This is a genomic window from Actinoplanes sp. NPDC048967 (assembly GCF_040649415.1).
In the GTDB taxonomy this organism is placed as follows: Bacteria; Actinomycetota; Actinomycetes; order Mycobacteriales; family Micromonosporaceae; genus Actinoplanes.
Genome location: NZ_JBEZFL010000005.1, coordinates 518,208 through 539,875, shown reverse-complemented (window position 1 = coordinate 539,875; position 21,668 = coordinate 518,208). Strand labels below are relative to the sequence as shown.

Sequence of the window (21,668 nt, the reverse complement as noted above, 5' to 3'; positions counted from 1 at the left end):
GTGAATCAGTACTTCGCGGTCACCGACGACCGGCACGACGCCAAGGATCCCGTCACTGTCGTCCGGGTCGTCGAGGGCGCCGGGCCGTACGGCATCACCCGGCTCAACGACGACGCGGCGTGGGTGCGCACCACCCTGCTGGACCAGATCGAGTCCGGCGAGGTGCCGTACCGGCTGCGGTCGGTCTCGCGGAAGGCAGCCGCCCGCATCCGCGAGCGCCGGGAGAAGAAGATCGCCTTCCGGTACTCCATCCTGGTGCGGGACGACGATCCGAGCGACGAACCCATAGGTGTCCTGCGCGAATGGGATGCCGCGAGCGGCGACTCGTCGTACGCGGAGACGTTCACCCGGGACGGCGAATGGGAGCACACCACCGTGCGCCTGGACATCGAGCGGGGCAGCGACATCCGCAACCGGATCGTGCCCAGCGACGCGGCAACTGTGCACCGGTTCATCGAATCGCTGCCGGTGCGATAGGGCACGGAAAGCAGAGCGCCGGCCGGGTGGCTGTGACCATCCGGCCGGCGCTCTCAGTACTCCTTCTTGATGACGAAATAGGAGCCGCGGATGGTGCCGGCCAGCTTCGACTTCTGCCGGGCGAACTTGAACGCCCCGAGCTCCTCCGGAACGTCCATGCCGTCGGAGAGCTTGAAGCCGACCGCCCGTTTCCCGCCGTCGTCGAGCGTGTACATCACGTTGATCGACAGGCCGTTCTCGTAGAAGACGTAGGCCATTCGGATGTTCTCGACCTGGAAAGCCGTCGCCTCGAGCGGCGGCGAAGAGATGACCAGGCCGCGCTCCTCCTCGAGAATGCGGTTCACCCAGGCGATGGTCGGCTGCGCTTCACTCGCGGGCTCCACCGTGAAGGTGTGGTCGTATTTGTTCTTGAAATAGCGGGCCTCGTTCGCCCGCAGACCGGCCAGCGCATCCGCCACCGGCGACGACTCCAGGCCGACGGTCGAAACGGTGCCGAAGTCCACCGCATAAGACATGACAGCTACCTCCGCGTGTCGGCTCGTCCCGATCGGGCCGTCATCAGCGTAGCGGTGTGCGTGCTCGTTCCAGGTAGCGTTCGCTGCCATCGCGGGCCGGAACGCCGAGAAGTTCACGGTCACTGCCAAGGCGAGCGACCCGTACGGGATCGCTAGCCTGGACAGGACATCGACGAGGGTGGTGGCCGTGAACGGTATCGATGCTGCTGAAGACTGGCTGGACGCTTGGGTCGGGCAGACCAACGCCCAAGCGGCACGCAGCGTCGAGCTGTCGCGCCGCGTGGCCGCGCTGACCAGTACGGCGGAAGGGCGCGACGGCGCGATCCGGGTGACGGTCGGCTCGGCCGGTCAGGTCGAGCGCCTCGAGCTCAACGAGCGAGTCCACGAGCTGGCCGGCCCTCGACTGGCCGAGGGGATCATGGCGGTGATACGGCGTGCTCAGGCGGCCCTTTCCCGCCGTGTGGCTGAGGACGTGCAGGACACCGTCGGCGCGGACACCGAAACGGGACGCGCGGTGATCCGTTCCTTCGACACCCGGTTTCCCCCGGCCGAGCGCGAGGACGACCGGTGAGCGCGGACGTCGAGTTTGCGGCCGAGGCGGTGTTGCAGCATGCCGACGCGGTGAGCGAGGCCTCCGACGCCATGGCTCAAGCTCGGGCGGCAGCGGGCGAGGTCGTCATGGACAGCCAGGCCTACGGCCAACTCTGCCAATTCCTGCCGGCACTGCTGAGTCCGCTGTTCGGCACCATGACGGAGGTCATGAATCAAGCGGTGGACGCCGTCGCAGAGAGCGCGCTGAACCTCCGGAAGACCGCTGCCGACATGACGGCCACCGACTCCGGCAATGCCCGGAGAATGGACGCAGCCGGCGGCCCCGGCATCGAACTGCCGCTGTGACCGACAACCCGCTGGTCGCTCAAGCGCACAGCTCGACCACCTGGTACACGGGCCTCAGCCTGGTCGAGGACGCCGTACAGATCAACAGCGGCATCCAGAACGGCAGCTGGGTGGACGGCACGCTGGGTGGCGTCAGCGGCGGTCTGGACATGCTCGGCCTGGTCGTTGATCCCCTCGGTTCACTGGTGGCCTGGGGCGTCGGCTGGCTGATGGAGCACGTACAGCCGCTGAAGGATGCGCTGGATTGGCTGGCGGGCCAGCCCGACGAGATTGCCGCCCACGCTGCCACCTGGCGCAACGTCGCCGCGGCCACGACCGCCACCCAACAGCGATATGCCGACGCCGTGCGAACGCAGACGGCCGGCTGGTCAGGGGCCTCCGGCGATGCCTATCGCAGTCACGCGGCCCAGCAGGCTGAGGTCCTGGGCGGCATGGCCCAGGCTTCCCAGGCGATCTCGTCCGCGGTCGAGGGCGCCGGTCAGCTCGTCGGCCTGGTCCGCGGCATCGTCCGGGAACTGATCGCCCAGTTCGTGGCCACGCTCGCCGCTCGCCTGCCGCAATGGCTCGCGGAGGCAGGTCTGACTCTCGGCATCGCAACCCCGGTCGTCATCGGTCAGGTGGCCGCGCTGGTCGCCAAGTGGGTCGACCGGATCCAGGGTTTTCTTCGAGCACTGATCAGCAGTCTGCGGCGGCTCAGCGGCAAGCTCGATGACCTGACCGGCGTTCTTGACGGGCTCAAAGAGGCACTCCGAAAGCTCAGCCGTTCCGATCCGACCGCAGCCGCGTCCGACACGACGTCCGCAGCGCGCCAGACCGGGGGTGAGCTGCGGCGTCCGCGCGGCGACATCGACTTCGAGGACGCTTGGCCGGAGCAGGCCTACGACGCGATCCGGGCCGGCGACGACGAGCTTCCGGCGGTGGCCGCAAGCGCACGCGAGTACGGTTTCAGCGCCGACGACATCACGAGGATCAAGAATCACGTGTTCCGTGACGAGCACGTGCTCGATTCGTACGGTGAAAGCACCGTCGCCCGTTTCGACGCCAATCCTCGGATGGCTGAGGCGTGGCAGCGGCTCGCTGAGGGAAATCCTCACCCGGCGGACATCGACCTGTTGCGGCACGAGCGATTCGAGGCGGAGTACATGGCCAGCACCGGTGACCAGAGTTACCGGCGTGCGCACGCCGCCACGAACGAGGCCGGCTTCACGTGGGACCCTGAAGCCGCTGCTCGGGACGGCGTCGGCTATCAGCGAAGGGACTGACAGTGCTCGGTGACTTTGGGCGGTGCCGGCGATGACCGCCTCGATCGGCATCTGGGCACACGGTGACCCGACCGGCGCAGTGGTGCTGTACCGGTGGGAGGCCGATCAACAGACCGGGTTCGTGACCTTTGAGGTCTCCTCGCGGCGAATCCGGCCGGCGGACAGCACCGGCCGGCCGGTCGGGGATCTGCTGTTCGATCCGGCGCAGGACGAACCGTCGGGCACCGCAGCCGGCGTGGACCGGCGGTTGTTCGCTCAGGTGGTCGTCGCGATCATGCGCGCGTACCGGCGAGCGGGGAAGGCCCCGGAGACTGCCCACGCCTACTACTACTGAGAGCGCCGTCAGCCCTACGACTTGGGGGTGATCAGGTAGTCGTCGGCCTCGGGACTCCACTTGAGGTCGATCGCGTTGCTTGTCGCTGCTGCTTTGCAGAACTGGAGGAAGCTGCGGTAGCCCAGCTTCTTCTCGCTGAAGTCCGGCGCCACCTTGCGGACCTGGTTCTTCAGGCCGGACAGGGCCGCTGCGCCGGTGCTTCCCGCCAGGTCGGAGACCACGCCGCGGAGCAGCGCGAATGCCGCCTCCCGGTCCCCGTGCTCCGGCAGCGCCACCTCCGGGTCGCCCTTGGCCGAGCCGCCGCCGATCAGTTCGACCACGTTGTGCCCGGCCAGGTAGCGCAGCATTTCCCCGAACGCCCGGAACCCGTAGTCCGCCTCGTTGAAGGTCGGGTCCTTCCGCAGCAGCGTCCGCTTGAGCGTCGAAGCGGTCACCGTCCCGCTGGAACTGCGCTGCAGTCCCGCCACCGTCTGCGCGACCAGAGCCGACAGCGTCTCCACGTCCCGTACCGGCTCGCTCGGCGCCGGCTGCGGCTCCTGGACCACCACCGCCGGGATCTCCACGCCCTCGAGGCGGTCGTAATAGAGGAACTCGTCGCACGCCGGGGGCAGCAGCTTCGATGTTGATCTCTCGACCCCCACCCCGATGACCCGCTTGTTGAGCTCGCGCAGCTTGTGCACCAGTGGGGTGAAATCGCTGTCGCCCGTGCACAGCACGAAAGTCGAGATGTACGACCGCTCGAACGCCACCTCCAGCGCGTCCACCACCATCTTGATGTCGGCCGCGTTCTTGCGGGAGGCGCCCATCCGCTGCGGGATGTCGATGAGTTCGACGTGCGAGCGGGTCAGCATGCGGCGGTCCTCGTCGAAGTACGACCAGTCCGCGTACGCCCGGCGGACCACCACCCGGCCCCGCTCGGCGAGCGCGTCGGCCACCGGGCGCAGCTCGAAGGGCATGCCGCCCAGGTGGTCACGGGCGCTGATGGCCAGGTTCTCGTAGTCCAGGAACATCGCGATGCGCTCTTCGTGATCCACCCGGTCAGCGTACGCATGCCGGAGAGCCCCGCGGACGAAGCGTGAGAGGATCCCGCCCATGGAAAACGACCGGCTCGCCCTCGCGCAGGACCGTACGACCGCCGCCGCGACGCTTTACGAGCTGGCCTCCGACCCCTCCGTTCAGGTTCGCGCCGCCGTCGCCGCCCGGCCGGACGCGCCGGCGGAGGCGCTGCGGCCGCTCGCCCGTGATCGTGACCGCACTGTCCGGCAGGCGGTCGCCGGGAATCCGGCCACCAGTCAGGGCAACCTGCTGCGCCTCGTCGGTGACGCCGACCGGTGGGTGCGCTGGGCGGTCGCGGCCAACCCGTCCTGCGATGCCCGGGTCCGCCAGGTGATGGTGAAGGCGCAGGACAAGGAGTTGCGCGGGCTGCTCGCCGAGATGGGTGAGCTCGAGCCGGAGCTGGCCGCGATCCTGGTCAAGGACGCCTCCCCCGAGGTGCGGGAGCGGCTGGCCAGTCACACCTTCGACCCGGACGTCATCGCCGCTCTCCTCCAGGACCGGACGGTCCGGGTGCGCAAGGGTCTCGCCATCAACGAGCAGACCACCGCCGAGCACCGGCACGCGCTGGCCCAGGACTCGTCGCCCGATGTCCGCGCCGCGCTGGTCCGGGCGTTGCCGCTGGACGAGGCGGACCTGCGGGCCCTGGTCAACGACCGGTCGGTGGAGGTGCGGCGTTCGCTGGCCACGTCGGCCGTCACCCCGCCGCACATCCGGCAGGCGCTGGAGAACGACGCCGACGAGACGGTGGCCGAAGATGCCCGCCGGTATCGGGCCACCGCCGCGCCGGTGGCGGCTCCCCGCCCCGGGCACCGCCGGCCGATCGGCAAGCGCTTCCCGGGCCGGGCCGGCCGTTGATCAGCCGGCGGTGAGCTGGAGTGCTCCCCGGAGCAGGGCCACAGCCTGGGGCGCGACCGAGGCCTCGTCCAGCGGCCGGGCCGGGTCGGACAGCATCAGGCTCGCCGTGACGAGGTCACCGTCGGCGGCGCGGGCGAAGTAGTTGAGCGTCAGCACGCCGGGCTCCGATCCGCCCTTGAACCACACGGTCGGGAACTCCGCCGTGGGCAGGGCGACACCGCCGTCGTTGATGGTCAGAGCCGCGTTCACCGCGGGGTCGCGCTGCTGCCACAGGCCGGCGTACGCCTGGCACATGTCCACCGGTGAGCCGAACCATTCCACCTTGTCGATCATCCGCGGGTTCGGCCAGGCGGTGATCGACGTGAGCGGGACCCGGTCGAGCAGCGGCAGCATCCGCGCCCGCAGGGCCGGGCTCAGGGCGGCGTACGACGCCGCGGCGGCCGGGTAGTGCCACCCCTTGAGCACGAAGAACTCGCGGGTGGTCAGCACCGGGGCGTTCGGCGCCGAGTTGCCGAAGCGGGTGAACTGCCGCCGCACCGCCTCCCGGCCGACCCGGTGGATCAGGTGGTCGGTGGCCGTGTTGTCGCTGATGGCGATCATGTGGTCGGCGTACTCGGCGAGGGTGTGCACGGTGCCGTCCGGCTCGTTCTGCATGACGCCGGACGGCAGCGACTTCCAGGCCGGGTTCAGCGGCAACTCGGTGTCCCAGGACAGCCGGCCGGACTTCACGGCCTCGGCGAGAGCGCCCAGCACGTACAGCTTGAAGGCGGAACCGAGTGGCCGTACCGTGTCGGGATTTTTGCCGTGCACCAGCCGGCAGCCGGCCGGCGAGATCCGCATGGCCGCGAAGGACACCCGCGGCGCGAGCGTGCGCAGGCTGCGGTCGACGGCGGTCCAGGTGGTCGGGGCCGGGAGGTACGGGGTCAGGCGCAGTCCGGTGATCAAGCCGGACGGGTTGACGGTGAGGCTGATCAGCAGAGTGCCGGCGGGACTGGTCACGAGCTGCCGCAGCTGCGTCGGTGACGACGAGATGACCTCGGCCGGCGTGAACGGCGCCACCGGGCGCAGCGCCTCGTTCAGATCGGCGGCCAGCAGGGCCTGGTCGAGGTGCTGCGCCAACTCGTCGGCCGGCACCGGCAACCGGGCCGAAGCGTCGATCAACCAGGCGAACTGGGTCTCGGCCGGCGAGGCGGCCAGGGCGGGCGCGGCCGGCAGACCGAGCATCAGCGTCAGTGCCGCGAGGACCGCGACAATTCTCCGGACCATCAGAACCCCCGGGGGTACGGGCGAGGTCAGGCCGGCCGGATGAACAGCCCGGCCACCGTCCCCTCGCGACGGAAACTCACCTGGGCTGTGCTCTGCCCGGCCTCGAAATGCATCAGGACGTCGACCACCGTGAACTCCCCGGCGGCGTGCACCACCGGATCGCCGAACCGTTCGAACGCGCCGACGCTGCCCACGACCACCGCCCACACGGAAGCGAGCGCCTGGGTGTCGAGCTCCCGCCGCATCGTCTCGTCGAAGTCCCCGCGGACCCGGTCGAACCGGGCGGCCGCGAGGTGGGTGAGCAGGTCGAGCGCCTTGTCGCCCGCGCCGGGCAGGATCCCGGCCGACATCGGCTCACCCGTACGCGGATCGACGGGTCGCCCGAACCGCTGGAACGCCGCCTGCCGCGTGGTGCCCAAGACGTCTCCGATCTCCTGCCAGGTATGACCCTCGGCCCGGGCCCGATCGACCGCGGCGCGCAGGGAGTCCTGGGCTTCGAGCACCTGCCGGTGCACAGCCTGTACTTCTCCGAGAGTGCCGCCGACGCCCGGAGATGTCAAGGAAGAATTGACAGCCTCGCGCTGTCGACGGGCCGCACTGCGGCACGTCGAGTTGCAAAATCGCTGCTTACGACCAGGTCCAAGGCGAGCCGGGAGCGGGTTACCGCAGTATTCGCAATCCACAGCACGTAATACTAATCCGTGCCGACGCCGCACGGAATAGGCACGGAAAGATCAGGTCCGATGAGTCGCGAGATGCCGCACCAGGAGCGTGGCCACTTGCGCGGGCGCCTGCTCGGGCAGCCAGTGGGACACCCCGGCAAGCGTCTCGAACCGGTAGGGACCGTCGACGTAGCGTCCACAAAGCTCGGCGGCCACCCGGGAGATGAAGCGGTCTCCGTCGCTCCAGATGAAGAGCGTGGGCACCTCGATGCGGCCGGTCCGTTCCCGCAGCCCCAACGGTATGGCCCGATACCAGTTGATCGCGGCCTGCACAGCAGCCCGGTCGGCAGCCCTGGCGGCGTAGCGGGCCGCGCTCTCCGAGTCGAGCCCGGAGCTGCGCAGAGAGGCCCGCATCGCGTCACCGTTCCGGCGCGAGAGCAGGAACTCGGGCAGCCACGGCACTTGCCAGGCAGCCATGTACCAGGAGCGCAGAAACTGACTGCTTGAGGTAAGCGATTTCAGGAACGCCTCCGGATGGGGTACCGACATGGCGACCACCGAGCTCACCCGGTCGGGATGGTGGCCGGCCACGTACCAGGCCAGGGCCGCACCCCAATCGTGACCCACAAGATGGAAGCGTTCCGCGCCGGCGGCATCGGCCAGGGCCAGCACGTCCGCCGCGAGCCGGGAGATCGCGTACGCCCGGCGGCCCGCCGGCCTGGCACCGGCGGAGTAGCCGCGCTGGTCGGGGGCGAGCACGCGGTAGCCTGCGTCGGTCAGGGCCGGCGTCACCGCGTTCCAGCAGTGCCGGTCCTGCGGAAAGCCGTGCAGCAGCACGACCACTTCCGCCGTACCGGTGCCACCGGCAGCGCGCGTGTCGGTCACCTCGAAGCTGAGGCCCTCGCTGGTGAAGCGTTCCATCCCCGCATCCTCATGGACGGTCACCGATCCAGCCAGCGAGCGATCGACATACCGCGGGCCGGTCACCAGGATCACCCCTCAGGTGCGTGCGGGGTAACCGAGGATCTCGACCAGGTCCCCCGTGGCGGCGGCGAAGGCTTCGTGGATGTCGTCGTCGAAATGGCTCTGCCAGTCGCCCGGCAGACCCTTGCGGTAATGCGACGGCCGGGTCTCGTCCTCCGAGCCTTTGCGCATTCTGGAAAAGCTGTATCGTGCAAGCAGATCGGTCAGCTCGGCCGGCGGGATGACAATGCCGCAGTGCCGCATCATCCGGTCGATCTCATCGCGCTGCTGGTCTCCGGTCAGGTCCTCGTAGCGGAACAGCGGTATCGCATCTGATTCAGCCGCGGCCGCCCAGGAGCGCAGCGCCCGGAATGTGCCCCGCCCGGCGTGATGATCGATGAGATACAGCAGTCCGTCCTTGACCGACTTCTCGCGCAGCACTTTCCGGACCTGCGGGATATCACCCATCGGCGCATGCGAGTTGCGGGTGGAGAAGTAGCTCGAGACGACCATGTCGCGGGGGTCGCGCAACACGAAGAACGCCCGGTGGCGCTCGGGTTTCGGCAGGTCACGGAAGCGTCGGCGGGAGATGAACAGCGACGAGACGATCCGGTCTGGCGGGAAGGGCCGGGGGTGCCGCCACCGGTAGGCCCGCGGGTCGTACGGCAGCAGACCGGAGTAGCGATAGACCGTCGGATCTCCGAAGAGGGCTTTTATCCATTGGCTGGCCGTCTTGCGGACCGCGCAGTGATAGACGTTGTCGTATTCGCTTCGGGCGACGACCGGCACCGTGAGCCGCAGCCGCGCGTTGTGCGCTTCGAGCTGCGTTCGCCGAGCCGCGACGCGCAGGGAATTGGGCGTGTGCTGTTTGGTGTACATCACGGCGCGGCCGATCATCGCTGACCACAATTCCCATCTGCGAAGTGGGTAAATGTCGCCCGCTCGGCGGGCCGTCGCCGCCCGCAACGCAGCCCATGATAGGGCCTGTATAGACATCCGTGATAGTGATCAGCGTGCCTGATGCCAATAGATGTGCGGTAGGAGGGATTCGAACCCACTCAGCAAGGCACCTGCTTTACAGGCAGGCCCGACTCTCCCGCGTCGGCGCTACCGCGTGCGTCTGCTCCCAGCGCCCCGCCCCGCCGACTCGTCACGGAGCCGGCCGGGCCGATCACACTGCGCGTTCCCAGCAGGATTCGAACCTGCGACCTCGACGTTCGTAGCGTCGCGCGCTGTCCAGCTGCGCCATGGGAACGTGTCCTGCGTACCCGGAGAGGGATTCGAACCCCCAACCTTCCGACCCTGAATCGGACGCCTCTGCCGTTGGGCCACCCGGGCCAAAATAATTTCACCGAATGCGTTCAGGAACGATTCCGGGAATGAAAAAGCCGCCCTTTCCTCGGCTCGAGGTGGGCGGCGCAGACGCAGGCTCTGCTGCGCTAACCGCTCCAACACCCCAGCTCAAGGCCGGTCTCTCGGCCGCGAAGGTACACGTCGGACAGGGTGCGCGAATAAGCGATCTGCTGCGTCATGACGGTCAACTCCCTTCGAGGCCTCGGTGCGGTGCCGGTAACCAGAATGGCCGACCGCTCCGTTCCCGTCAACGCATTTGTGACCCGCGTGGCCGGCGGCGATCATGGGAGCATGCTGCTATCCACCGGACAACGTGTCGTCTTCATCGGCGACAGCATCACCGACTGCGACCGCCGGGGCGCCGCCGCGCCGTACGGGGACGGCTACGTCGACCTCGTCCGCAGCTTCGTCACCGCCGGCTACCCCGAGCTTGGTCTCAGCTGGGTCAACCGCGGGATCGGCGGGGACACCGTACGGGATCTGGCCGCCCGCTGGGAGGCCGACGCGATCAGCACCGCGCCCGACTGGCTGGCCGTCATGATCGGCATCAACGACATCTGGCACGGCTTCGGCAGCCATCCCCAGCTTGCCGTCCCCATCGACGAATATGCGACGACACTGCGCGACCTGTTGCGGCAGGCGGTCGATCGGACCGGTTGCCGGCTCATCGTCGCGGAGCCGTACCTCATCGAGCCCGACCGGGATGAGCCGCAGCGTGCCCAGACCGACCGCTACTGCCTGGCGGCCCGGGAGATCGCGGCGGAGTTCGGCGCGGTGAACGTGCGCACGCAGGACGCCTTCGATGCCGTGTTGCGTTCGACGGTGCCGGCGGACTGGGCCGACGACCGGGTCCATCCGAACCGGCCGGGGCACGCCGTCATCGCGCGGGCGTTCCTGGAGGCGCTGGGTTACGAGCCGGCCGGGCCGTTGTCGATGAACGCGTAGGTCGTCAGCAGGGGCGCGTCGCCCAGTTCCTCGGCGATCAGGCCGGTGCGCGGGAAGACCTGCAGGAAGGCGCCCTCGTTGCTGATCGCGTACGTGGGCCGGCCCTGCTTGTCCTTCGCCTTCAGCCGGCTGATGGTGAACAGCTGGCCGTCGCGGCGGGTGTCGCAGGCGGTCGCTTCCACGGTGAGCGGGCTGCTGCCGTTGTTCTTGATGCCCAGGCAGGACTGCTCGCCACCGGCGCCGGCCTTGGCGGTCTTGATCAGGAACTTGTCGCCGACCGGGGTCAGGACGAACAGCCCGAACTCGGCCTCGCCGTCGGTCGTGTTGAGCCGGCCGTCCTCGTCGACCGCGACGATCGACTCGCTGGACGGGATGGGCCTGATCACCACCTGCCGCCGGCCGGCCAGGATCGGGTCCGCGGTGCTGCTCACTGCGGGCTTGTTGCCGCTGCCCGCCTTGGTCGTCCTGATCGGGGCGGGCGTCGTGCCCGCGGAGGCCGGGGTGGTGAAAGCGACCGGCTTGCCGGACTGCCGGTCGCCGCGGGTGCACGCCTGCTGGGTGAGCACGAGACCGGCGGCCAGGACGCCGAAGAGAACAGTGGAACGACAGGTCCGCACGGGATTCCTCCAGATCGATGTGTTCCGACCCGGCCCATGGTGTCGATCAAGCGGCGACCACGGCGCGATCGCGGCGCACAGTGGCACGAACCCTGGAGGCGGCTACCCGGTGATCGGCAGAGCGGTCGCGAGCGGCCAGGCCACCACGAGTGACCCCACGAGCGCGATGAGCCACGCCGGCGCCGAGAAGCGGTGCAGCACGGCGCTCCAGACCGCCTGCCACAGCAGCAGCACGGCCAGCAGCGGAACGATGAGCAGCACAAACCCGAAGGTGAGCCCGACAACCGCCGCGCCCGTCAGTGCGACCACGGCGACCGCGGAGACGGCCAGGACGCCGAAGCTGTTGCCGGCCGTGACCCGCTCGGCGGCGTACGCGAGGACAGCGAAGCCCGCCCAGAGCAACCCGAGCAGCCACCACCTCGACCCACCGGGGATGGCGTAGGTGAGGCCGAGGTGCGTGGGCACGGCGATCGCCGTGGCCGCGTACCCGATGAGCAGGGGTGTGGCCAGCGCCAGCCGGAGCCTTCCCGGTGGGGTGACCGGCGCGGGGTCCGGGCCGACCGGGCCGCGCAGGCGGAGGTAGCCGAGGATCATGGCCCCGGCCACGCCGGTGAATCCGACGAGGTAGCCGCCGATGGACACCGGCAAGCGGTTGGTCGGCAGCAGCCGCGCGAGCAGGGCAGCGACCGCCGTGGCGCCGGCAGCGATCGCGAGGACCATGCCGAGCTGCGCCACCACGAGCCGCGGCCAGCGCCCCCGGGCGGTTCCGAACACCAGCCGGGCGAGGGGGAACAGCCCGGCCAGCAGGGCCGACAACAGCATCGCGGCCCCGGCGATCCCGCGGATCGGCGACGGCATCGCAGACCCGTTCGCGGGACGGCCGAAGCTCTCGTCCAGCCAGGCGGCGGTCTCCCGATGGGTACGCGGCGCGTAGAGGATGGAGATGTGCTCGACGCCGGGCACGACCACCACCCGCCCAGCGGCGCGTTCGGCCTCGGCCCGGAAGCCCGGGAACTCCAGCGCGCCGACCAGCAGCAGCAACCGCGCCGGGGGCTCCGGCAGCACAGTGGAGGCGTCCGGCAGCGAGAGCGCGACCGTCGCTGCGATCTCGGGGTGCGCCACCGCGTACCGGGTCACGGCCGAGGCGCCCATCGAGTGGCCCACCAGCGCGATCCTGGACGGGTCGACGTCGGGCAGCTGCCGCAGGTGCGCTGTTGCCACGTCGAGGTCACGCTGGAGGGCGGCGGTGGAGGAATCGGTGCTCGCGGCGCTGTCCGGCAGCGGTCTGCGGTTGGCACCGTGGCCGGAGAAGTCGAGCAGCACGACCACATAGCCCCGGGCGGCGAGGGAGTCGCCGAACTGGGCCATCAACCGCGCCGAGCCGGCGAAGCCGTGGGCGACCACCACTCCGGGACGGCGGGCACCGGCGGTCGGGTGGACCTCGTCGAGCGGCACGCCGCTGACGACCACGTGCTTGCGGGTCGCCTCGCCGGACGGGCCGGCCAGCAGCCAGCTCCCGGCGACCGCCACCAGGACGGCGAGCAATGTCACGACCAGCACACCGAAGCGGGACCGGGAAGCGTTGAGCACGCACGAGTGTGACATCAAACCGGCTTCCTTCTAGCATCGTCCTGGCGACCGCACGGCGTCGTCAGTCCGGAGAGGGAGCCCTGTGGGTGTTGCGCGCGCGTTGAGGCCGGCCCCGGTCAGCCCGCCCGTGCGATGGCCCGATCAGACTCTCGACGTCGCCGCCCTGCGCGCTGCCGGCCACCGGCCGGTCCCGTTCCGCGACGTGGTCCTGAAGGTCCATCAGCGGTGCAACCTGGCCTGTGACTACTGCTACGTCTACACGATGGCCGACCAGAGCTGGCGCGACCGCCCGATGATCATGGACTCGGCCACCTGGCAGGCGACCGCGACCCGGATGGCCGAGCACGCCGCCGCGCACAGCCTGCCCGCGATGCGACTCGTGTTGCACGGTGGCGAGCCGCTGCTGGCCGGCGTGGAACGACTGTCCCGTCTGGTCGCCGACTTCCGCGCCGCCTTCGACGGTGACTGCCGGCTGGACGTGCAGCTCCAGACCAACGCGGTGCTGCTGGACACCGAGCTGCTCGACTTTTTCGTGCGGGAGAACATCCAGGTCGGCGTGAGTCTGGACGGGACAGCGGCGAACAATGACCGCCACCGACGGCGCGCCGACGGACGGGGCAGCTTCGCGGAAGTCGATCGAGCGCTTCGTCTCCTCGGCAGTCCGCCGTACCGGGACGTCTTCGCGGGGTTGCTCTGCACCGTCGATCCCTCGACCGAACCCGTCGCGGCTTACGAGGCGCTGCTCGCGTACCACCCCACTGAGATCGACCTGCTGATCCCGCACGCCAACTGGTCCGCACCGCCGGAACGGGACGCCGCCGACTGGCTCATCTCGGTCTTCGACCGGTGGTACGGCGCCCCGCGGCGGGAGACAGGCATCCGCCTCTTCGAAGACGTGATCGCGCTGGTGCTCGGCGCCACGAGCCGGTCCGAGCAGGTGGGGCTGAGCCCGGTGGCGGTCGCAGTGGTCGAGTCGGACGGCTCGATCGAACAGGTCGACTCTCTCAAATCCAGCTATCCGGGCGCCTGCGACACCGGGCTCACCGTCTTCGACGATCCGCTCGACGCCGCCCTCGATCACCCCGGCATCGTCGCCCGCCAGATCGGTGCCGACGCCCTCTGCGCGACCTGTCAGGCCTGCCCGGTCCAACGCGTCTGCGGTGGTGGTCACTACGCCCACCGCTACCGGCCCGGTACGGGCTTCCTCAACCCGACGGTCTACTGCGCTGACATGCTGAAGTTGATCGGGCACATCAGCGAACGCGTGGGCATTGACCTTCGCCGCCGGATCAGGCCTGCTTGACGTGGGTCTTGGCCACCTCGGCCAGCTCGGGAGTCCATTCCATGGGCTGGTGCACGGATTTCGTGTGCAGCTCCACGTGCTGCAGCAGCTCCCCCTCCTCCGGCGTCGTGAACTGGGCGGGGCAGTCGTTGTTGAAATCAGCGCAACGGATCGAAACGGCCATGCACCTTGGCTACCCGGTGCTTCCGGCCTGAAACGGCCGGGAGCACCGAGCCGACCGGCTGAGCGCTAACCGGCGCAGTGGAAGTACGACAGCGTCGTGTGGGTCTTGGTCTGCTGCTCCCCGGTCAGATCGATCTCGTACGCCCGCAGCACCGAAGCGAGCTGGGCCGCCACCGGGACCGCGGCGCGGGCGGCACAGCGGGTCGACAGCTCGAGGATGCTGGAGCCGTCCGGATAGGTCCAGCGTTCGACGGCCAGCCGGAAGTCCGCGCCCTGGGGGAGGACCTTCTCGCGCCGTACGTCGACCGGCCCGAAGATCGACAGATCGCCGACGCGGGTCCGGCCGGGAAGCAGCGCCAGCTGCTCCTTCGAGAACAGGGCGCGCAGCGGCCGCTCGCCGCGCACCGCCTCGCGCACGTCGTTCCGGCCGAGCCGCCGGGCGATCGCGCCGGTGCAGACGAAGTGTCCGGGCATCGCGTCCACCTCGACGCCGAACCGCTTCGACCGGCGCGACCGGGCGGGCAGGTCGTCGGCGGCGCACGGCCGCAGCTTCACCACCGAGTCGTCGGCGCGGTCCTCGACGCTGCGGATGCGGGCCACCACCCCGTGCCGCTTCAGTTTCAGGTCGGCGGTGTCCAGGAAGTACACCTTGCGGGCGGACGCCCGGGAGAAGTCGACGCCCAGGGACGTGCAGGTGGCGGCGTGCGCGGTCGCGGGCACGACCAGCTTGAGCTCCACCCGGTCCGCGTGGCGGGTCGAGGCGAGCAGCCGATCCAGCTCACGGCCGGGCAGCTGCCAGAACTGCTGCGCGTCAGCCTTCGTCGCCGGATCCTGCACGAGCTGCATGTGGCGGTTCCTCCGGGGTCAACCATGGTCGAACAGGTCCGGGTTCCCCAGCGTACGCAAGTCATGCGTACAGGTGCTGGGCCGTGGGTCATGGATGTGCGGCGCCGGCGGGACCGGCGCCGCACATCCGGCCGGTCACGCCGGCCGGCGCCGGTTGAGCAGCGGGACCAGGTTGAGCAGCAGGCCGACCAGCGCCACGCCGGTCACCAGGTTGACGCCCGGGTGGAAGCCGCTGAAGTCGGTGCCCGCTCCCCCGTTCGTGAGCAGCGCCGTCAGCACGGCCAGCACCAGGGCCGCGCCCACCTGCCCCGAGGTCTGCACGAGACCGGAGGCCAGGCCCTGCTCGGAGTCGGCGATGCCCTGCGTCGCCTGGGCCATGATCGAGCTGAAGCCGAAGGCGAAACCGCCGCCCAGCAGCAGCATCGTCGGCAGGACCGTCACGGCGTAGTGCGGTGCGTTGCCCGCCGTCAGCAGGAACCACGCGTAGCCCAGCAGGAGTGAGGTCATCGAGCTGATCAGCAGGCGCGGGGTGCCGTACCGGTCGATCAGCCGGCCCACGAAGGGTGACCCGAACGCGACCAGCAGGCCCGCCGGCAGCAGCGCGAGCGCCATCCGCAGCGGCGACCAGTGCAGGACGTTCTGCAGGTACAGCGTCATCATGAACTGGAAGCTCAGGTAGGAGCCGAACAGCGCGATCATGCTCAGGTTGGCCCGGACGACCGTGCCGGTGCGCAGGATGCCCAGCCGGATCAGCGGGTGCCGGACCCGCTTCTCGGTGACGACGAAGCCGGCGAGCAGCGCCACCGACAGCAGCAGCGAGCCCAGGGTCAGCGGGTCTGTCCAGCCGCGGTCCGGCGCGGACACGACGGTGTAGACGGCCAGGAGCATTCCGGAGGTCAGGGTCGCGGCGCCGACCAGGTCGTGGCCGCCGCCCGCGGCCGGGCGGTCGCGCGGGATCAGCGCCATGCCGGCGATCAGGGCCCCGATCGCCAGCGGTACGGGGATCAGGAACGTCCACCGCCAGCCGAAGCTGGTGAGCAGCCCACCCAGGATCAGCCCGGACGAGTAGCCGCTCGCGCCGAAGACGGAGAACACCGACAGCGCGCGGTTGCGGGCCGGGCCCTCGTGGAAGGTGGTGGTCAGGATCGACAGGGCGGTCGGCGCGGTGAACGCCGCGGCCAGACCCTTGACGAACCGGGTGGCGATGAGCAGCGTGCCGTCGTCCACGAGGCCACCCACGAGCGAGGCCACCGCGAAGACGGCGAGGGCGATCAGGAAGACCTTGCGACGGCCGAGCAGATCGGCGGTACGCCCACCGAGCAGCAGCAGTCCGCCGTAGCCGAGCACATAGCCGTTGACGATCCACTGCAGCGACGTGGTCGACAGGCCGAGTTCGGTGCCGATGGACGGCAGCGCCACGCCGACCATCGAGACGTCGAGCCCGTCGAGGAAGAGCACCGCGCACAGGACCGCGAGCACGCCCCAGAGACGCGGGGTCCAGCGCTGGTCGACCGGCGTGGCCGGAGCTGCCGCCGGGAGGACGGCTTCTGAGATAGTCACGGACCAGAAGTTACATGCACGCGCATCCAATGTCGAAGCATCAATTTCGTGTGCATATAATTTGAGTGCATCTACTTCCCCCAGCCGTTAGGATGCGCCACATGACGTCCGACCCCGCCCTGGTGGAGCGCTGGCGCTCCCTGCTGACCAGCTACAACGAGGTCGCCGGGCACCTGGAGCGGGCGCTGCAGGAGACCCACGGCCTGACCATGGGCGAGTTCGAGACCCTCGACCGGCTGATCACGGTCACCTGTGAGAAGCGACGCATGCAGGAGCTCGCCGCGGACATGTATCTGAGCCAGAGCGCGCTGTCCCGGACCGTCGCCCGGCTGGAAAAGGGCGGCCTGGTCTGCCGCAGCCTGTGCGAGGACGACCGCCGAGGGGTTTTCGTCACGGTGACGGAGGAGGGCCTGCAGCGGCACACGGACGCCCGCGCCACCCACCGGGCGATCCTGGCCGAGCACCTTGGCGCCCAAACCACGGCCGGCTGAGGCAAAGCCCGGCGCCGGGTTACTCGGCCGTCGCGCGGTCCTGCCAGGTGCAGAGACAGACCTTGTTGCCCTGCGGGTCCGCCAGCACCCAGAAGCTCGGCGCCTCAGCGTCGCTGACCAGCGTGCCGCCCGCCGCCACCGCCGCGTCGATCCGCGGCTTGACCTGGGCCGGATCCACCCACACGTCCGGGTGCCAGTGCTGCCGGGGCTCCTCGCCGCCGGACTGCTGCAACCACATGACCGGCAGCGCGCCGTACGGGTCGCGCAGCTCGTCGCCGGCCGGTTCCATCGCCAGCACGGCGCCCCAGAACGGCAGGACCGCGGCAAAGTCCGGGCTGTCCAGGGCCAGCTCCAGCCGGGAGACGGTCGCGCCTTCGGTGGCCGTGCCGGCGTCGGCGGCGATGGTGGAGATCGTGCGGGCCAGCCGGAGGTCGCGACTGGTGACTGCGCGGACATCGTGACTGGTCAGGCGGATGTCGACGTGGGTGTACCGGAGGTCGAGGTCCGGGTGATGGTCCATCGTCTCCGCGGCCGCGCCGATCGCGTCGACGATGGCCAGCCCGGCCGCGAAGTCCCGGGTACGGATCCTGGTCTGGAGCCCACCGAGCAGGTAGACCCATCCGGCCGGGGCCTCGTCGGCGATCTGCTGTCCCGTCAGCTTGGTCATGCAGGGATGCTCGCACACCGGCGGTCCCGCCGCGATCAGCTCCAGCCGGCGTCCCGGCAGGCCTTGGTGAGCGCGTCGGCGTCGGCCTTCCAGGCCGTGGTGCTGTCGTTGGCGCTGTCCCCCACGGCCAGGACCCGGTCGGCGATCGTGTCGTTGTCGGTGCCGGCGGCCGACTTGCTGACCTTGTCGGCCAGGGCGAGCCGGGCCGCCGCCGTACGAGCCTCCGGGTAGCCGTCGGCGAAGTCGGTGCACGCCTGTTCGGCCGGGGCGTCGAGTACGCCGCCGCCCTGCTCCTCGCGGGCCGACCTGCCCACCGCCAGCCCCACCAGGACCACCGCGAGCACCACTGCTCCGATGATGACCTGACGCTTGTTGAGACTCAGCTTCACAACACTCCCTTGGAGAACGTACGGGCCGGAATCCGGTAGGCAGAGTATCCGCCGGCCGGGCTCCGGCCCGTAGGCACGAGGGTGCGCGTGCGGGGGATCAGCCGGCGCGGTGCGGCAGCTTCCAGCCCGGCCGCGGGAAGTGGCAGGTGTAGCCGTTCGGGATGCGCTCCAGGTAGTCCTGGTGCTCCGGCTCGGCCTCCCAGAACGGGCCGGCGGCGGTCACCTCGGTGACGACCTTGCCCGGCCACAGCCCGGAAGCCTCGACGTCGGCGATCGTGTCCAGCGCGACGCGCTTCTGCTCGTCGTCGGTGTAGAAGATCGCCGACCGGTAGCTGAGGCCGATGTCGCCGCCCTGGCGGTTCAGCGTGGTCGGGTCGTGGATCTGGAAGAAGAACTCCAGCAGCTCACGGTACGACGTGACGGCCGGGTCGTAGACGATCTCGATCGCCTCGGCGTGGGTCCCGTGGTTGCGGTACGTCGCGTCGGGCACGTCGCCACCGGTGTAGCCGACCCGGGTCGAGACGATGCCCGGGCGCTTGCGGATCAGGTCCTGCATTCCCCAGAAACAGCCTCCGGCGAGTACGGCCTTCTCTGCGGTCATCGCGATACACCTCTTTCTCGGCGGCCGCCGGACGACGGCTGCCTGCCCCACGAACGGTAGCGCGCCGGGGAGCCCGGCCGCGGGCGAGCGGCGACCCGATCAGGTGCGGTTCGCGCCGGTGGGCTTAGCGGTTCCGGTCCTGGGTAGGTGAAGGGACTGACGCGCTGGTCAGCACGGGTCGGCGTCGGAAGCAGGACGGAGATGATCATGACCGATACACAGTCGCGCACTGTGTGGCCGGCGGAGGCGTCGACCGCACAGCTCGTGAGCCAGATGACCGAGCAGGTGTCCACCCTCGTGCGGGACGAGCTGGCGCTCGCCCGCGTGGAGATGGTGGAGAAGGGCAAGCGCGCCGGGACCGGCGCCGGGCTCCTGGGTGGGGCCGGCGTGCTGGCCATGTACGGCGTGGGCGCCCTGCTCGTGACCATCGGAGCAGCCCTGGCAGTCGTGTGGCCCACCTGGCTGGCGGCCCTCGTGGTCACCGTCGTGGTGTTCGCCATCGCCGCGGTGGCCGCGCTGCTGGGCAAGAAGCAGGTCCAGCAGGCCGTACCGCCGGCGCCGACCGCCGCGGTCGACAGCGCCAAGCGGGACGTGGACGCGGTCAAGTCCGCCGTCCGGGACGGCAGGCACGGATGAGCAGCGACACCTCCACCCGGCTGAACGGCACGGCCCCGCAGAATCCGGCGCAGCTCAAGGCCGAGATCGCGCGTACCCGGGAAGACCTGGGCGAGACCGCCGCGGCGCTGGCCGCGAAGACCGACGTGAAGGCCCGCGTACGCGCCAAGGCCTCCGACGTCGCCGTCCGGACCACGGCGCTGGCGGGCACCGTCCGCGACCGGGCCGCGACGACGGTACGGCGTCCCGTGCCGGTGGCGATCGTCGCCGCGGTCGCCTCCGCGGCCACGGTGGCGCTGGTGCTGATCCGCCGCAGCCGCCGCTGACCTCTGACGCTCGGCAGCCCGTCCCGAACCGGGGCGGGCTGCCGTCGTCAAGTGAGCTGTTTTCCGGTTCCGCCGGTTTCCGGAGCTGATCCGAGGCGTAATAGGGCATGTGAAACGTCTGCTCACAGTGCTCAGCGCTCTCCTCCTGACCGTCACGCCGGCTCTCGTCCCGGCCACCCCGGCAGCCGCGGTGACCCCGGCCGACGCAGCACCCGCCTTCCACGTGGTCCGCCCCGGCGAGACGATCAAGAGCATCGCCCGGGCCCGCGGCCTGCGCCCGCGTGACCTGCGCGCCTGGAACGGCATCGTCAAACCGAACCAGCCCAGCGCGGACGGAGTGCTCAACCTGGCCCGTCCGGCCGCCGGACGGCTCTCCGGCTGGCGGTCCTCGATCGAGGTGGTGACCCCGGGCGCGGTGAACTGGGATCCCGCCAAGAAGTGCCCGGTACGCCCGGCCGACCTGCGCAAGGTCCGGGTCACCTACATCGACTTCTACGGCGTGTCCCACCAGGGCAGCATCATCGTGCACCGCACCATCGCCGTCCGTACCCAGCGGGCGTTCCGGACCCTGTACCGGATGCGCTTCCGGATCCAGGGGATGAGCCCGATGACCCTCAACGCGCCGTACATCTCCGACATGGCCGCGGTCACCTCGGGCTACAACTGCCGGGTGGTCAGCGGGAGCAAGACCTGGTCGCAGCACGCGTACGGCAAGGCCATCGACGTCAACCCGGTGCAGAACCCGATGGTCCGCGGCTCGTACGTCGACCCGGCCGCCGGCACCGACTTCCTGCGGCGCGACGTCTACCGCCGCGGCATGATGCACGCGAGCGGCGCGGTCCGGGCGTTCACCGAGCAGGGCTTCTACTGGGGCGGCCGGTGGAACAGCCTCAAGGACGACATGCACTTCAGCATGAACAACCGCTGATCACGTCCGGGAGGTGCCGTAAGCGGCGAAGGACCGCCGGTCGCCGTGCCAGGTCTGGGCGGACAGCGCGGCCAGGTCCGCGTCGTTGAGCTGGACCCGCGCGGCGGCGGCGTTCTCGGCCAGGCGGGCCGGACTGCGGGTGCCGGGGATCGGCACGACGTCCGGCCCCTGGGCGAGCAGCCAGGCCAGGGCGAGCTGAGCGGGGCTGATCCCGTACGCGGCGGCGATCGTGGCCAGCTCCTGCACCAGGGCGAGATTCGCGGTCAGGTGCTCACCGGCGAAGCGCGGATCGCCCCGGCGGAAGTCGCCGTCGCCGTACGAGGCCGGCAGCACCCCGGTCAGCAGCCCCCGCCCGAGCGGGCTGTACGGCACCAGCCCCACCCCGAGCCGCCGCGCCGCCGGGACGACGTCCCGCTCGGGTTCACGCCACGACAACGACCACTCGAACTGCACCGCCGCGATCGGATGCACCGCCACCGCCTGCTCGAGCTGCCCCGGGTCGGCCTCGGACAGCCCGAGGTGCCGCACCTTGCCCGCGGTGACCAGCTCGGCCATCGCGCCGACCGTCTCGGCCACCGGCACGGCCGGGTCGACGCGGTGCAGGTAGTACAGGTCGATGGTGTCGACGCCGAGCCGCTCCAGGGACGCGTCGCAGTACCGGCGCACGTGGTCGGGCCGGCCGTCCAGCCGCACGCCGTCCTCGCCGCGGACGATGCCGAACTTGGTCGCGAGCACGACCTCGGCGCGCCGGCCGGCGATCGCCCGGCCGACCAGTCGCTCGTTGTGCCCGCGGCCGTAGCTCATGGCGGTGTCGATCAGCGTGACCCCGAGGTCGAGGGCGGTCCGCACGGTGGCCACCGACTGCTCGTCGTCGGCCGGCCCGTACGCCTGGGAGAAGCCCATGCAGCCGAGGCCGAGCGCGGGCGTGGACAGGTTGCCGAGATGTCCCATGTCCCCCAGCCTGCGACGATGGCTTTCATAAGTCCAA

General features: G+C 70.2%; 27 protein-coding genes and 3 tRNA genes. 12 read left to right on the top strand and 18 right to left on the bottom strand.

Going from position 1 to position 21,668, the window contains the following annotated elements:
* Positions 1-477, top strand: a complete 477-nt coding sequence (locus tag AB0C12_RS24285) for a hypothetical protein (protein WP_360551524.1) — start codon at positions 1-3, stop codon at positions 475-477.
* 53 nt (positions 478-530) lie between these two features.
* Here the strand turns inward: AB0C12_RS24285 and AB0C12_RS24280 are convergent, their stop codons facing one another.
* Positions 531-1,109 carry a phage tail protein gene (locus AB0C12_RS24280; RefSeq protein ID WP_360551522.1) on the bottom strand — a complete coding sequence of 193 codons (579 nt, stop codon included), beginning with the start codon at positions 1,107-1,109 and terminating at the stop codon, positions 531-533.
* Between the two features lie 70 nt (positions 1,110-1,179).
* On the opposite strand from AB0C12_RS24280, the gene AB0C12_RS24275 reads away from it, so the two are divergent.
* The 4 genes from AB0C12_RS24275 to AB0C12_RS24260 are packed head-to-tail and all read left to right on the top strand — an operon-like array spanning position 1,180 to position 3,485.
* Positions 1,180-1,563 (top strand): YbaB/EbfC family nucleoid-associated protein, encoded by a 384-nt coding sequence (locus tag AB0C12_RS24275; protein ID WP_360551520.1) that lies wholly within the window; start codon positions 1,180-1,182, stop codon positions 1,561-1,563.
* The gene (locus AB0C12_RS24270) at positions 1,560-1,889 is read left to right on the top strand and encodes a hypothetical protein (protein WP_360551518.1); all 330 of its coding nucleotides are present in this window, start codon (positions 1,560-1,562) and stop codon (positions 1,887-1,889) included. The genes AB0C12_RS24275 and AB0C12_RS24270 overlap by 4 nt, the downstream gene beginning before the upstream one ends.
* Positions 1,886-3,151, top strand: a complete 1,266-nt coding sequence (locus tag AB0C12_RS24265) for a WXG100 family type VII secretion target (protein WP_360551516.1) — start codon at positions 1,886-1,888, stop codon at positions 3,149-3,151. Before AB0C12_RS24270 ends, AB0C12_RS24265 begins: the two co-directional genes overlap by 4 nt.
* A 31-nt stretch (positions 3,152-3,182) precedes the next feature.
* The gene (locus tag AB0C12_RS24260) at positions 3,183-3,485 is read left to right on the top strand and encodes a hypothetical protein (protein ID WP_360551514.1); all 303 of its coding nucleotides are present in this window, start codon (positions 3,183-3,185) and stop codon (positions 3,483-3,485) included.
* A 14-nt stretch (positions 3,486-3,499) separates the two neighbouring features.
* Here AB0C12_RS24260 and AB0C12_RS24255 read toward each other — a convergent pair whose 3' ends face one another.
* Positions 3,500-4,519 carry a PIN domain-containing protein gene (locus AB0C12_RS24255; protein ID WP_360551512.1) on the bottom strand — a complete coding sequence of 340 codons (1,020 nt, stop codon included), beginning with the start codon at positions 4,517-4,519 and terminating at the stop codon, positions 3,500-3,502.
* Positions 4,520-4,577: 58 nt separating this feature from the next.
* Here AB0C12_RS24255 and AB0C12_RS24250 point away from each other — a divergent pair, with 58 nt between their 5' ends.
* A complete protein-coding gene (locus AB0C12_RS24250) occupies positions 4,578-5,396 on the top strand; it encodes a hypothetical protein (protein ID WP_360551510.1) in 819 nt (272 codons plus the stop codon).
* Here the strand turns inward: AB0C12_RS24250 and AB0C12_RS24245 are convergent, their stop codons facing one another.
* From AB0C12_RS24245 to AB0C12_RS24215, 7 genes are all read right to left on the bottom strand, one after another.
* Positions 5,397-6,662, bottom strand: coding sequence for a serine hydrolase (locus tag AB0C12_RS24245; protein ID WP_360551508.1), 1,266 nt, complete (start codon positions 6,660-6,662; stop codon positions 5,397-5,399). It abuts the gene before it with no gap.
* Between the two features lie 26 nt (positions 6,663-6,688).
* Positions 6,689-7,177, bottom strand: coding sequence for a DUF3887 domain-containing protein (locus AB0C12_RS24240; protein WP_360551506.1), 489 nt, complete (start codon positions 7,175-7,177; stop codon positions 6,689-6,691).
* A gap of 219 nt (positions 7,178-7,396) precedes the next feature.
* Positions 7,397-8,320, bottom strand: coding sequence for an alpha/beta fold hydrolase (locus AB0C12_RS24235; RefSeq protein WP_360551504.1), 924 nt, complete (start codon positions 8,318-8,320; stop codon positions 7,397-7,399).
* 3 nt (positions 8,321-8,323) lie between these two features.
* A complete protein-coding gene (locus AB0C12_RS24230) occupies positions 8,324-9,184 on the bottom strand; it encodes a sulfotransferase domain-containing protein (protein ID WP_360551502.1) in 861 nt (286 codons plus the stop codon).
* 136 nt (positions 9,185-9,320) lie between these two features.
* A tRNA-Tyr gene (locus tag AB0C12_RS24225) sits at positions 9,321-9,401 on the bottom strand.
* Between the two features lie 67 nt (positions 9,402-9,468).
* A tRNA-Arg gene (locus tag AB0C12_RS24220) sits at positions 9,469-9,542 on the bottom strand.
* 10 nt (positions 9,543-9,552) lie between these two features.
* Positions 9,553-9,625: transfer RNA gene (locus tag AB0C12_RS24215), tRNA-Leu, on the bottom strand.
* A gap of 306 nt (positions 9,626-9,931) precedes the next feature.
* Here AB0C12_RS24215 and AB0C12_RS24210 point away from each other — a divergent pair.
* Entirely contained in the window at positions 9,932-10,585 is a 654-nt protein-coding gene (locus AB0C12_RS24210) for an SGNH/GDSL hydrolase family protein (protein WP_360551500.1), read from the top strand.
* On the opposite strand, the gene AB0C12_RS24205 is transcribed toward AB0C12_RS24210, so the two are convergent.
* Together AB0C12_RS24205 and AB0C12_RS24200 are read right to left on the bottom strand one after the other, a co-directional pair.
* The gene (locus tag AB0C12_RS24205; RefSeq protein ID WP_360551498.1) at positions 10,549-11,202 is read right to left on the bottom strand and encodes a hypothetical protein; all 654 of its coding nucleotides are present in this window, start codon (positions 11,200-11,202) and stop codon (positions 10,549-10,551) included. The two genes, AB0C12_RS24210 and AB0C12_RS24205, sit on opposite strands and share 37 nt — an antisense overlap.
* A gap of 102 nt (positions 11,203-11,304) precedes the next feature.
* The gene (locus AB0C12_RS24200) at positions 11,305-12,792 is read right to left on the bottom strand and encodes an alpha/beta fold hydrolase (protein WP_360551496.1); all 1,488 of its coding nucleotides are present in this window, start codon (positions 12,790-12,792) and stop codon (positions 11,305-11,307) included.
* A 127-nt stretch (positions 12,793-12,919) separates the two neighbouring features.
* Between AB0C12_RS24200 and AB0C12_RS24195 the strand changes: the two genes are divergently transcribed.
* The gene (locus AB0C12_RS24195; RefSeq protein ID WP_360551494.1) at positions 12,920-14,095 is read left to right on the top strand and encodes an FxsB family cyclophane-forming radical SAM/SPASM peptide maturase; all 1,176 of its coding nucleotides are present in this window, start codon (positions 12,920-12,922) and stop codon (positions 14,093-14,095) included.
* On the opposite strand, the gene AB0C12_RS24190 is transcribed toward AB0C12_RS24195, so the two are convergent.
* The 3 genes from AB0C12_RS24190 to AB0C12_RS24180 form a co-directional block, all read right to left on the bottom strand.
* A complete protein-coding gene (locus AB0C12_RS24190; protein WP_360551492.1) occupies positions 14,082-14,258 on the bottom strand; it encodes a DUF1059 domain-containing protein in 177 nt (58 codons plus the stop codon). The genes AB0C12_RS24195 and AB0C12_RS24190 overlap by 14 nt on opposite strands.
* Positions 14,259-14,323: 65 nt before the next feature.
* Positions 14,324-15,103: a hypothetical protein gene (locus AB0C12_RS24185; RefSeq protein WP_360551490.1), complete on the bottom strand. Its 780-nt coding sequence runs from the start codon at positions 15,101-15,103 to the stop codon at positions 14,324-14,326.
* A 135-nt stretch (positions 15,104-15,238) separates the two neighbouring features.
* Entirely contained in the window at positions 15,239-16,663 is a 1,425-nt protein-coding gene (locus tag AB0C12_RS24180; protein ID WP_360551488.1) for an MFS transporter, read from the bottom strand.
* Between the two features lie 101 nt (positions 16,664-16,764).
* On the opposite strand from AB0C12_RS24180, the gene AB0C12_RS24175 reads away from it, so the two are divergent.
* Complete coding sequence (locus tag AB0C12_RS24175) at positions 16,765-17,154, top strand: MarR family transcriptional regulator (protein ID WP_360551486.1); 390 nt, start codon at positions 16,765-16,767, stop codon at positions 17,152-17,154.
* Between the two features lie 19 nt (positions 17,155-17,173).
* Here AB0C12_RS24175 and AB0C12_RS24170 read toward each other — a convergent pair whose 3' ends face one another.
* The 3 genes from AB0C12_RS24170 to msrA all read right to left on the bottom strand — a co-directional run bounded on the left by AB0C12_RS24170 (position 17,174) and on the right by msrA (position 18,811).
* A complete protein-coding gene (locus tag AB0C12_RS24170) occupies positions 17,174-17,821 on the bottom strand; it encodes a 4a-hydroxytetrahydrobiopterin dehydratase (protein ID WP_360551484.1) in 648 nt (215 codons plus the stop codon).
* A 35-nt stretch (positions 17,822-17,856) separates the two neighbouring features.
* A complete protein-coding gene (locus tag AB0C12_RS24165; RefSeq protein ID WP_360551482.1) occupies positions 17,857-18,210 on the bottom strand; it encodes a hypothetical protein in 354 nt (117 codons plus the stop codon).
* A gap of 97 nt (positions 18,211-18,307) precedes the next feature.
* On the bottom strand, positions 18,308-18,811 hold the full coding sequence (msrA, locus tag AB0C12_RS24160) for a peptide-methionine (S)-S-oxide reductase MsrA (RefSeq protein WP_360551480.1): 504 nt from the start codon (positions 18,809-18,811) through the stop codon (positions 18,308-18,310).
* Between the two features lie 207 nt (positions 18,812-19,018).
* Here msrA and AB0C12_RS24155 point away from each other — a divergent pair, with 207 nt between their 5' ends.
* The 3 genes from AB0C12_RS24155 (at position 19,019) to AB0C12_RS24145 (ending at position 20,680) form a co-directional block, all read left to right on the top strand.
* Entirely contained in the window at positions 19,019-19,447 is a 429-nt protein-coding gene (locus tag AB0C12_RS24155) for a phage holin family protein (protein WP_360551478.1), read from the top strand.
* A complete protein-coding gene (locus AB0C12_RS24150; RefSeq protein WP_360551476.1) occupies positions 19,444-19,752 on the top strand; it encodes a DUF3618 domain-containing protein in 309 nt (102 codons plus the stop codon). The genes AB0C12_RS24155 and AB0C12_RS24150 overlap by 4 nt, the downstream gene beginning before the upstream one ends.
* A 109-nt stretch (positions 19,753-19,861) precedes the next feature.
* Positions 19,862-20,680, top strand: coding sequence for a M15 family metallopeptidase (locus AB0C12_RS24145; RefSeq protein ID WP_360551474.1), 819 nt, complete (start codon positions 19,862-19,864; stop codon positions 20,678-20,680).
* Here the strand turns inward: AB0C12_RS24145 and AB0C12_RS24140 are convergent, their stop codons facing one another.
* Positions 20,681-21,631, bottom strand: coding sequence for an aldo/keto reductase (locus AB0C12_RS24140; RefSeq protein WP_360551472.1), 951 nt, complete (start codon positions 21,629-21,631; stop codon positions 20,681-20,683).
* Positions 21,632-21,668 lie beyond the last annotated feature (37 nt).

What these genes read in the sequence shown, in the direction of transcription:
- AB0C12_RS24185 (WP_360551490.1), bottom strand. Translation starts at nt 15,103, where the DNA reads ATGCAGCTCGTGCAGGATCCGGCGACGAAGGCTGACGCGCAGCAGTTC.
- AB0C12_RS24260 (WP_360551514.1), top strand. Translation starts at nt 3,183, where the DNA reads ATGACCGCCTCGATCGGCATCTGGGCACACGGTGACCCGACCGGCGCA.
- AB0C12_RS24230 (WP_360551502.1), bottom strand. Translation starts at nt 9,184, where the DNA reads ATGATCGGCCGCGCCGTGATGTACACCAAACAGCACACGCCCAATTCC.
- AB0C12_RS24250 (WP_360551510.1), top strand. Translation starts at nt 4,578, where the DNA reads ATGGAAAACGACCGGCTCGCCCTCGCGCAGGACCGTACGACCGCCGCC.
- AB0C12_RS24150 (WP_360551476.1), top strand. Translation starts at nt 19,444, where the DNA reads ATGAGCAGCGACACCTCCACCCGGCTGAACGGCACGGCCCCGCAGAAT.
- AB0C12_RS24155 (WP_360551478.1), top strand. Translation starts at nt 19,019, where the DNA reads ATGACCGATACACAGTCGCGCACTGTGTGGCCGGCGGAGGCGTCGACC.
- AB0C12_RS24210 (WP_360551500.1), top strand. Translation starts at nt 9,932, where the DNA reads ATGCTGCTATCCACCGGACAACGTGTCGTCTTCATCGGCGACAGCATC.
- msrA (WP_360551480.1), bottom strand. Translation starts at nt 18,811, where the DNA reads ATGACCGCAGAGAAGGCCGTACTCGCCGGAGGCTGTTTCTGGGGAATG.
- AB0C12_RS24190 (WP_360551492.1), bottom strand. Translation starts at nt 14,258, where the DNA reads ATGGCCGTTTCGATCCGTTGCGCTGATTTCAACAACGACTGCCCCGCC.
- AB0C12_RS24140 (WP_360551472.1), bottom strand. Translation starts at nt 21,631, where the DNA reads ATGGGACATCTCGGCAACCTGTCCACGCCCGCGCTCGGCCTCGGCTGC.
- AB0C12_RS24170 (WP_360551484.1), bottom strand. Translation starts at nt 17,821, where the DNA reads ATGACCAAGCTGACGGGACAGCAGATCGCCGACGAGGCCCCGGCCGGA.
- AB0C12_RS24245 (WP_360551508.1), bottom strand. Translation starts at nt 6,662, where the DNA reads ATGGTCCGGAGAATTGTCGCGGTCCTCGCGGCACTGACGCTGATGCTC.
- AB0C12_RS24175 (WP_360551486.1), top strand. Translation starts at nt 16,765, where the DNA reads ATGACGTCCGACCCCGCCCTGGTGGAGCGCTGGCGCTCCCTGCTGACC.